7 protein-coding genes are annotated in these 10,065 nt (G+C 62.2%); 3 read left to right on the top strand and 4 right to left on the bottom strand.

All coding sequences use genetic code 11. From position 1 onward, the window contains the following. Positions 1 to 66: 66 nt before the first annotated feature. From BGE01nite_RS28110 to BGE01nite_RS28100, 3 genes are all read right to left on the bottom strand, one after another. Positions 67 to 2,145, bottom strand: coding sequence for a protein kinase domain-containing protein (locus tag BGE01nite_RS28110; RefSeq protein WP_146856163.1), 2,079 nt, complete (start codon positions 2,143 to 2,145; stop codon positions 67 to 69). A gap of 64 nt (positions 2,146 to 2,209) precedes the next feature. Then, positions 2,210 to 5,173 carry a transglutaminaseTgpA domain-containing protein gene (locus BGE01nite_RS28105; RefSeq protein WP_146856161.1) on the bottom strand — a complete coding sequence of 988 codons (2,964 nt, stop codon included), beginning with the start codon at positions 5,171 to 5,173 and terminating at the stop codon, positions 2,210 to 2,212. A 44-nt stretch (positions 5,174 to 5,217) separates the two neighbouring features. Further along, complete coding sequence (locus tag BGE01nite_RS28100) at positions 5,218 to 6,126, bottom strand: AAA family ATPase (RefSeq protein WP_170267134.1); 909 nt, start codon at positions 6,124 to 6,126, stop codon at positions 5,218 to 5,220. A 201-nt stretch (positions 6,127 to 6,327) separates the two neighbouring features. Between BGE01nite_RS28100 and BGE01nite_RS29200 the strand changes: the two genes are divergently transcribed. Together BGE01nite_RS29200 and BGE01nite_RS28095 are read left to right on the top strand one after the other, a co-directional pair. Then, positions 6,328 to 6,492 (top strand): hypothetical protein, encoded by a 165-nt coding sequence (locus BGE01nite_RS29200; protein WP_170267133.1) that lies wholly within the window; start codon positions 6,328 to 6,330, stop codon positions 6,490 to 6,492. Between the two features lie 44 nt (positions 6,493 to 6,536). Beyond that, positions 6,537 to 6,797, top strand: coding sequence for a hypothetical protein (locus BGE01nite_RS28095; protein WP_146856159.1), 261 nt, complete (start codon positions 6,537 to 6,539; stop codon positions 6,795 to 6,797). A gap of 59 nt (positions 6,798 to 6,856) precedes the next feature. Here the strand turns inward: BGE01nite_RS28095 and BGE01nite_RS28090 are convergent, their stop codons facing one another. Further along, positions 6,857 to 8,395, bottom strand: a complete 1,539-nt coding sequence (locus BGE01nite_RS28090; protein ID WP_146856157.1) for a hypothetical protein — start codon at positions 8,393 to 8,395, stop codon at positions 6,857 to 6,859. Positions 8,396 to 8,629: 234 nt separating this feature from the next. Between BGE01nite_RS28090 and xseA the strand changes: the two genes are divergently transcribed. After that, positions 8,630 to 9,973: an exodeoxyribonuclease VII large subunit gene (gene xseA, locus BGE01nite_RS28085; protein ID WP_146856156.1), complete on the top strand. Its 1,344-nt coding sequence runs from the start codon at positions 8,630 to 8,632 to the stop codon at positions 9,971 to 9,973. The last annotated feature ends 92 nt before the right edge of the window (positions 9,974 to 10,065 follow it).

The following is a 10,065-nucleotide window of genomic DNA, read 5'->3' as shown; positions in this document are numbered from 1 at the left end:
TTTCCGAGAACTGGTCTAGTTGCCTTGTGCGGCGATTCCTGCCTTGGCCCCATTCGCCTGACGCGGCTACTTGGCGGCGGTCTTGAGGGTGAGATCGATCTGGCCGCTGCCGGTGAACTCCCGCACGCTGATGCGATGAAAGCGCACGGTGCGGTTCACGGCGGCGAGGCCGAGATGCAACTTGTCACGCAAGGCCTCCGGGGCGGCGATATCGAGCGCCAGGAAGCCGTCTTTTCCGGCGCGCCAGCGGACGATCTCCCGGCCGTCGATGATGGCCCGGAGGCCGTTTTTGCGCACCTCCAGCCGTGAGACATGACGTCTGCCGTGGGCGAGGAAGTGCGGATGCATGGCGGTGCCTTCCTTGCGGTCGCTCACGCGGATTTTATTGATCAGATTGAAGCCCGATTTGACGCCGCCTTCGATCTTCACGTCCATCTGCCAGGTGAAAGGGCGCCCCTGGGCGGAGAGGATCTGCTGTATGGAATTGATGCCTGCCTCAGACGTGAACTCGATCTCGAAGTCGTATTCCTCAGGTGGCACATAGGGGAGCTGCAGGCGTGTGGTGCCTGCCTCCGTGATGGGGCCTGCCTTGACCACGAGATCACTGCCATCACGGGTCCACGCGCCCGAGATGGCGTCACGCTCCACATCGATCTGCGGGAGGAGGTCGATCACCTTTCTGGGAACAGAAACGGAGGAGCCTGCCTTCACCTCATCCCACTCCACCACGTAACCGCAGGGCTGGGAGTAGTGCACGGGTGACCATGCGGAGAGGCGGCCACCGCCGCCATTGTTATGCTGGCGCAGGCGCGGAGTGCGGGCAGGGGGCGGCTTCAGGATGGACCAGCAGGTGTAGTCGAAGGGCTCCTCGTTGATCCATTTCCACTGACCGCTTGTTTCAAGAGGCCTGCCGCCGACCCACCAGCCGCGCTCTGTCAGGGCGCGTTTGTCATTCGGCGGGAGATACGGAGAAAACTGGGTCCACACCCAGTGGTTCTCCTCAGGGCTGGTGAGTGTGACCAGATGGCCGCCGAGACTGGCGGCATTAGCCTCCGCCTGCTTCCAGGTCCAGGCGCCGGAGATGTATTGATAACGATGACCGTGAAACTCCGCGGCCGGGCTGTCCTGCGTGTCCGGCTCAGGGGTGACCTTGGGTGCCAGGGCGCTGGCGGGCGGGGCGGACACGTCCGTGCTGTACGGCGCGAGCAGGCAGGCGGCGGCCACGGCAGCCGCCACGCCAGAGCCGATCATCCAGCGCCATGGGCGCGGTGAAGATGGCAGCGGGGTGAGTGACTGCTGTGGAACGAGCAGCAGTGCGTGGCTGTGCTCCAGCTCCGACAGTGCTGCGCGCAGCTCAGCCACGCTTTGAAAGCGCTCCTCACGATCCTCCTCCAGGGCCTGGCAGATCAGGGAGTCAAAGCCAGTGCCAAGCTCCGGCACCTTTTCCGAGGGCAGCTTGAACATGCCGCGCGGGACGCTGCCGGTGAGCATCTCGTAAAGCAGCACGCCTAACGAATAGATATCTGCGCGATGATCTGCGGTGCTGGCCCTGGCGAAGACTTCTGGAGCGGCGTAACCATGGCTTCCCATGGTGGTGCCGGAGAGTGTCAGGGTGGCGGTGCTGGGGTCATCCATCTTCGCGAGGCCGAAGTCAGCGACTTTGACGAGGCCGGAGGTGTGGATGAGGATGTTTGAAGGCTTGATGTCGCGATGCACCACGCCCTCGGAATGAGCGCGCTCAAGCGCCTCGCAGACTGTCAGGATGATGCGGAGCGCCTCCGAGACCGGCAGTTTTTCCGTGCTTTGCAGCTTCTTCGCGAGGTCGGTGCCCTCGACGAACTCCATGATGTAAAAGAAGCGGCCGCTGGCGGTCTCACCGAAGTCATGAACAGACACGATGTTAGGGTGGGCGAGCCGTGCCATGGCCATGGCTTCCACGCGAAACCGGGTGGCGAAGTCCAGCTGCTCATTGTCGATCTCCGTGGAGAGGATCTTCACCGCCACGACGCGGTTCAGGGAATGCTGGCGTGCCTTGTAGACTGCGCCCATGCCGCCGCGCCCGATCAACTCGATCACGTCATATCCAGGTACGTCCCAGCCATCTTCAGGGTTCTGCCGTAACCGGTCTGTCTGCGGGAAAGACATGCACAGCGTTGTAGTTACAGATGCCTGGCAATGCAAGCTTTAGGCGCTTCTTTGCAAAGATTGTTCAGCCCAAGGCCTGGAGGCTCTTCTGGAAGGCCCGCCAGTCCTGGGCGGCGGCATCACCGCCGTAGCGCGTTTCCGCATATTCGCGGGCAAGGCTGCGCACCTGGGCGGCGAGCGCGGGCTTTGCCAAGGCCACTCGTTCCGCATAGTTCAGCGGACCTTCACTGGGTTTCCGGGCAGGGGCGCCCTGCCGCTCCAGCTTCCTGCAAAGCTGCAGCCAGAGGCGCAGCCAGGGATCACGGACGGGCGCGGGGCGGCGCAGCCAGAAGAGCAGGCCTAACAAGGAAAGCAGCATGACGACGCCGCTGATCAGGATCATCCAGTGGCCGCGCAGCTGGCCGAGGCCGAGCCAGTTCAGCCAGGCGATCTGGGATTCTTCATCAAAGCTGATGACGGTGTTGTACCAGTCATACTCCACGCTGTCCCACCACAGGCGGGCATTGGTGAGGGTGCGCCAGAAGAAGCTGCCGCGTTGTCTTTCGAGCTCTTCCTCGCCTCCCGCGAGGAGCGTGCGCAGGTCCAGGGTCATGCGCGCCGGGACGAGGGCGGCGGTGGGATCCACACGCGTCCAGCCCTGGTTCTCCAGCCAGATCTCGGTCCAGGCATGGGCATCTGCCTGACGCACGATCAAGTAGCCGCCGCGGTCAGACCATTCGCCGCCCATGTAGCCGATAACGATGCGCGCCGGGACGCCGGCGGCACGCATGAGGGTGGCGAAGGCGCCGCTGAAGTGCTCACAGAAGCCGACGCGGCGCTCGAAGAGGAACTCATCCAGCGCATTCGGACCTTCATAGGTGCCGGGTTCGAGGGTGTACTCGAACTGCTGCTTTTGCAGGTGCAGCACGGCTTGCTGGGCGATCTGGGTGTTCGTGCGTCCCTGGCCGCGAACCTCTTTGGCGAGCTCTTTGAGTCGTGGAGAAATGTTTGAGGGCAGTTTCAGCCCGGCGCTTTTCTGGCTTTCACTGATCTCACTCTCCTGCTGGGTGAGCCGGGAGGTGATGGTGAAGCGGCGGAGGTTGTCGACGTTACGGTTGATGCTGATGGTGTCATCCGCATCAGGCAGAACGGTGCCGCCGTCATCGGAGGCATGGATGGGAATGTCGAGACCGGGGAGCCACTTCTGGCCATGGGGTTCCAGGGTGATGATCTGCCTGGTGTCTGTGTTGCGGGTTGGCCAGGCGCTGGAGTGGCCCGCCACGGGAAGACCTTTCTGCCAGGTGAGTCCGTCATCACACTGCCAGAGCACGAGGCAGCGCCAGTAACGCAAAGTAGGTTCGGGGGGCGGGGCATCGGGGAACCCGACGCGGAAGGACACGGCATCACTGGCGGCGATTTTTGAGATCTTGCCGGGCTCCATCATGCTGGAGATGCCGGTGACATGGGTGCGCTCCGTGCCGATGCGCTCCAGGAAACCCAGGCTGCTGCGCGGGAAGACGAGGAAGAGCACCACGGCCACGGGCAGGGCCTGCATGAGCATGATGCTGGTGAGCTTCATGGGCGGCAGCCAGCCGTCCGAGCCGCGCCGGAAGCGCACCATGCACACGGCGATGCCCGCGAAGGTGCCGAAGGTCCACAGGGAGCGGGTGAGTGTCTGGGTGGAAAGCAGGCCGCACAGGCAGAGGAACCAGCCCACAAGGCTCAGCACCTGGAAATCATGCGGTGTGCGGGACTCGATGAGCTTTCCACCGAGCAGCACCAGCAGCACGGCGATGCCGCTTTCCATGCTGAACAAGTTTCCGGTGCTGATCTGCACCAGAATCACGCCAGCAACGAGCACGCTCAATCCTAGAAACGTGGCGCTGCGAGGGCGGGTTGGCCCCGGGGGCGGCGGGCCCTTGCCTTGGGTCCGCCAGCCTTTCTCCAGAAGCCCGAGACGCAGCCCCACACAGCCCAGAAACAAGGCCACCGTGGAGGCAGGCACCACATCCAGCATGAGCAGCGAGGCGATGGAGAGGATGATGCAAAGCACGAGCAGCGGCCAGGGAGGCAGATGCGCGCTGTGTTCGTGTCCGGCAGGCAGCCGATGGGATGCACGCTTGATGGCCGGCTGCGTGGCGGCGCTGGTTTCGGAAAGGGCATCCAGGCAGCGCTGCGCATGCGCGGGGCCGATGGAGGCTTCAATCTCCATGCCTGGAAGACGCATGGCATAAGGAGTGCCGCTGATCTCGGCCTCCTCGATCCAGCGCGCCATCTGCGAGGCACGTGCAGGATCTGGAAGGTCCAGCTTCTCCCAATCCAGCGTGACGGCCTGGGTGGAGCCGCTGGACCACTGCTTTACCAGCATGGGGCGGCCACGGGCCACGGCGCGCCAGTCGACATGCTTCAACGAATCACCGGCATGCCATTCACGCAGGCCGGCGAAGTCATCACCCTCTCTTCCAGGTCTGCCGCCTGCGGGAGAGGTGGCCAGGTTTTGCCCCGTGATGGGGCGGTCGGGTTTCGGCAGGGGCAGCTTGCCTTCCGCCTTGGGATGAATGCGCCGCGCGGCAGCGATCTCGATCTCACGTTCGGCGCTGAAGAAGCCCAGGGGATACGAGCTGCGCAGCAGCACGCGCACACTCTGCTGGACACCGGCCTGCGCGATTTTCACGGGCACGGACACTTGAGACGATTGTCCCGCGGAGATCTCCTCCAGGAAGGTCCATCTGCCGTCACCGTCCGCGCTGATCACCTCCACACCCCAGACACCCTGGCCGGTGGAGGCGTGAAGTTCCAGAGGCAGGCGTGCCATCTCCCCGGCCTTGCCGCCACCGAGACGGCCCATGCTGACCTCAATACCGCGCAGGTTCTCGCGTGCGCGCAGCCAGGACATGAGGCCTAACACAAAGGTGATAAAACAAAGGCCGTAGGCCACGCCGTTGTTCTGCACGGCACCGGCGTAGCCCATGGCCAGGACGATGCCGGTGAGTGAAACCGTGTGCAGGTTCCAGCGCACGAGCGTGGTGTTCGACTTCCGGCTTTTCATGGGGAGGGATGCAGATCCATCAATCCATCAATTCATCACATCCATCAGGGCACGGGGACTTCTTCGAGCAGTCTCTCCGCTTCTTCGACTCCATTGGCGAGGCGATGACTCATCACGGGAAGAGCCACTTCCTGCACATCTTCAGGGAGCACCATGGTGCGGCCCTGCATCAAGGCCCAGGCGCGTGCCGCGGCGAGCAGCGCGAGACCCGCACGCGGTGACATGCCATGACCGGCGGAGCGGCTGGCCGCGAGGAGGTCTTGAAGATAGTCGAGCAACGGATCCGAGACGTGCACAAGGCGTGCCAACTGCTGCATGTGCGCGAGCTCATTCCAGGTCATGACCGGTGGCATGGCGCGCAGCAGCTCACGGCGGTCCTGGCCTTGAAGCATCACTCGTTCGGCGTTGCGATCTGGAATGCCGAGCGCGAGACGCATGAGGAAGCGGTCAAGCTGGGACTCCGGCAGCATGAATGTGCCGATTTGAGTGGAGGGATTTTGCGTGGCGATGACGAAGAAGGGCACGGGCAGAGTGTGCGGTGTGCCATCGCATGTGACCTTCCCTTCCTCCATGGCCTCAAGCAGAGCTGACTGTGTCTTCGGCGTGGCGCGGTTGATTTCATCTGCCAGCAGCACCTGGGTGAAGACGGGACCTGGATGAAAGGTGAAGCTGCCAGCCTCACGGTCATAGATGGAGGCGCCGAGAATGTCCGCAGGCAGCAGATCACTGGTGAACTGCACGCGGCGGAACAGCAAGCCAAGTGATTGTGCGAGAGCCTGGGAGAGCAGCGTCTTGCCCACACCGGGCTGGTCCTCAAAGAGCAGGTGTCCGCGCGCAAGCAGACAGGTCACCGCCAGACGGACCGCCTTCTCCTTGCCCAGAATGATGCCTGAAAGGGCGCTGGTGAGTGTGGCGAGTCTTTCAGAGGAGGCTGAAGCCTCGGCGGCAGTCAAAACGAGATCGGTGGGGGAGGCAGGGCGTGAGGACACGATGGTACTTTCGCAAGGGCTGGGAGGTGACGGCAAGCAAATAGGCGCGGTGGACTTCGGAAAATACAGGGCGGGGAAACTTTCTTGCCAGGACTGTAACAACTGGGGGGCACCCAGTTAGTCCGGCGGTGCGAGCCATTTGCTCAACCACAACTGCTTCCCCCCATGAAAACATTTTCCCTCTTCACCCAAGCTCCTGCGATCCGGATCTCCGACACGGCATCTCTCCTGCTCGGTCTCAGAGCAGCACCGGTGCAGATGACCCGGCGCGTGAGCGGTCCGGTGTCTCCCACGACTGTGCCGGAGCGCTGGGTGGAAGTCTATGTGTAACAACGAAGCGCCATTTAGGTATAACCCTTCAAGCCTCCCTCGTCATGAAACCCTTCACCCTGTGTTACTGCCTTCTGGTTGTCACCCTGTCCTCCGCTGTTGTCAGAGGCTTTCATTCCGGCTCTCACGCGACGGTGGATGAGACAGCCATCTATGAACTCAGCACGGAAGCTGAGGAACCCCGTCATTTGCAAGGTGTCACCCATGAGGACTTTCTGGTGAGCGTGGTTCCTGGTCAGATGCCGATGAGGGATGAGAGTGCCGAGTGCGCGCTTGAGATCGTGTACGCCCCGGCGCAGAAGTAGGCCCCGGGTGCAAGGCTTCGTCATCTGAGCCGCCGCAGAGCGGACTCACGAAGGTGTGCTCACGGAGAATAACCAACTTTTTGGAGCGTGAGCCGAAGTTCGTCATCGAGCTGCTCCAGCGTCCGGCCGTTGAGCAGGACATCCAGATGCTTGATGCAGACCGCCCTGGGATTGGTGCGATCAGGCGGCACGGGAGGTTTGGGGGCTTCTGGAGGTGCGGCGGGCAGCTTCATCCCCGAAGGATAGGAGATCTTGCCACCTCCGAGATCCTGGACGCCGGGCTTCCGCATGAACTCCTTCATGGCTGCCTCATAGGCATCATAGGCGGGTTTCAGTTTATCGAGCCTGGCCCTGTAGTCATCCAGCTCTTTCCAGAAGGGAGGCCACTTGGCTTTCTCGGCATGGAGGGCATCGAAATACTTCTTCAAGGGCAAGCCATCGTGGTCACGAACGAAAAAGAAGGTGAGCAGGTGGCTGGAATGGTAGTGGCTGGCGATCTGCTCCATGTTGATCTCGGGTGGCAAGGGCACTCGATTGGACGGCGGTGACGGCGGAGGGAAGCCGTTTTCAGGCAGCGTGAAGGTGTCGAGTGGATTCGGTGTCGTGATGTCTGTAGTGAGCGCCCACACGCCTTTCAGCCCCACCCAGCCGGGCTTGTAAACAGGCATGGAAAACAAACCCCGGCGGCGGGACTTGGGCTGTTTGTTCGAGAGCACGGAAGCGTCCTCCTTCACTTCAAAAATGCCGCCGCGGTAAGGCAGGTTCGAGGTGTACTCCGCCAGCCCCTCCACCAGCCAGGCGGGCATGAAGGGCACATACTCATGCATCATCTGATGCGTGATCTCATGGGTGATCGTGTCGTTGTTGATCTCGCCTTTCCGGTAGTAGGCGCCACCGGCACCGGGCTGGTCCGAGATGCCGAGCTCCTGGAAGGGAATGCGGAAGACTTTTTCCTTCAGCGAGTAGACGCCTGCCGACCATGGAGGCGCGTTGGTGGCGAGGTACTGAGTCCTTGTCTCATAGAGCTCTGCCTGAAATTTGGTTCGGCCTTCCTCAGGCTTTGGCTGGATGCCCCAGGGCATGGAGCGGACGAGCTCATAGGTGCTTTCAAAGGCCCGGCACACGTCCTTCATCAAGGCTACTCCGAGCTTCGCGGTCGTCTTGAACTGAAAGTGGGTGGACTCGTAGAGACAGTTGCCTGGGTCCTCACGCACGACGTGGATGGTGGTGTAGAGGAGGGGCTCTTTCACCTGGTCCGGCATGCGGCGCTTCTCGGCCGGGATGCGGGCTGTGACGGTGGCCGTACCGGTGGCCGTGCTTGCGGTTGCGGCAGGCGTTGGTGCTGGCGTGGGTGCAGGCTTGGCGGTGAGGGGATTGATGCGCACCCAGTCCCGGTCTGTGGTGGACAGACTGGCGAGCGGGACCTGTGCCTGGGTGCCATCCGGCATGATCAGAATGACCTGCTGGCCCTGGGTTCCTCCGTATTCGGCCTGGATGCTTTTGCCGAGGTTGTTCGTCCATGAACGCGGCTCTGCGTGGAGGCTCGAAAGCCCCGCCAACGCGGTGGTTAGGCCGAGGCAAGCCGTGATCCAGTTCATGAGCGCAGGGTAAGGAGCATTGCTGCTGTGATGCAAGGGTTAGTTTGGATGGCGTGGCGGGACTTCGAAGCGTGTTTGAGGGGATGGTTCTCGTCAGGACTTCGAGAGCGCCGGAGGGCCGGCGCAGTCCAGGACGCTGGCGCGATGTTCGGTGGGGCCGTGTGACGGTGATTTTGGGTGAGAGAGTGGTGGACTCGGCGGGGCGACGGGACGTAGAAGGGCGAGGTCATTTTTATGGAATCTGCTGAACAAGTGCTCTCCGTTTCCCAGCTCACCCGCGAGATCCGCGAGGTGCTGGAATCACGCATCGGCGCGGTGTGGGTGGAGGGGGAGATCAGCAATCACCGGCTGCAATCCAGCGGGCATCAGTACTTCACGCTGAAGGATGCGGGATCCCAGATCTCCTGTGTGATGTTTCGCGGTGCGGCGGGACGCAGCAGTGTACGCCTAACCGATGGTGTGCAGGTGCAGGTGTATGGTGAGATCAGTGTGTATGAGCCGCGCGGGCAGTACCAGCTGGTGGTGAAGCAGGTGCAGATGAAGGGGCAGGGAAGCCTGCAGGCACGTTTTGAAGCGCTGAAGCGCCGGCTCTATGATGAGGGGCTCTTTGATGAAGAGCACAAGCAGTTCATCCCGAAGTTTCCGAAGGTGGTGGCGCTGGTCACCTCGCCCACAGGCGCGGCGATCCAGGACATGCTGAACATTCTCACCCGCCGCGCACCATGGCTGCATGTGCTGGTGTATCCGGTGCGGGTGCAAGGCACGGGTGTGGAGCGTGAGACCATCGAAGCGCTGCAAGTGCTGAACGATGCGGAACGCCATGGCCTGCCGGAACCTGACACGATTGTGATCGGTCGTGGCGGCGGCAGCATCGAGGATCTGTGGGCCTATAATGAGGAGTCGCTGGCGCGAGCCATCTTTGCTTCCAGGATTCCCATCATCTCGGCGGTGGGACATGAGATTGATTTCACGATCGCGGACTTTGTGGCGGATCTGCGCGCGCCGACACCGAGCGCGGCGGCAGAGCTGCTGGCACCTGATCTGGGCGAGTTGCGGAGCTTTTTTGACACGGCGGCGACGCGCATGCAGACGCGGATCATGATGCTGCTGAAGCATCATGAGCAGGTGATCGAGCTCACGGCCAAAGGGCCGCTGCTGCATGAACCTCAGCGCTTCCTCGAACGTGCTGAGCAGGGTGTGGATGAGCTGGAATCACGTCTCGCGAGCTGTGCCACGGAGCAACTGCGCGGTTTGGAAGACTGGCTGATGCAGAGCCAGCAGGTGCTGATGCAGCATCATCCACGCGTGCTGATCACGGAGGCGGGGCATCAGGTGGAGACGCAGACGACGCGGTTGCAGCAGACGCTGGAGCATCGGCTGGTGCGGATGAGTGATCGTCTGGCTTCGCGCGCGGATGTGCTGCGCAATCTGGGGCCAGAGTCTGTGCTCGCGCGCGGGTTCTCCTTCACGATGACGGAGGGCGGAAGCAGTGTGAAGCATGCGACGGATGTGAAGCCTGGGGACCGGCTGATCACAAGACTGCATGAGGGCGAGGTGCGGAGTGTGGTGGAGGGGTGAGGAATGGAGGAATGGAGGAATGGAGGAATGGAGGAATGGAGGAATGGAGGAATGGAGGAATGGAGGAATGGAGGAATGGAGGAATGGAGGAA

Origin of the sequence: Prosthecobacter gellanilyticus (assembly GCF_007992435.1) — a bacterium.
Classification (GTDB): Bacteria; Verrucomicrobiota; Verrucomicrobiia; order Verrucomicrobiales; family Verrucomicrobiaceae; genus Prosthecobacter; species Prosthecobacter gellanilyticus.
This window is presented reverse-complemented; position numbering and strand designations above follow the sequence as displayed.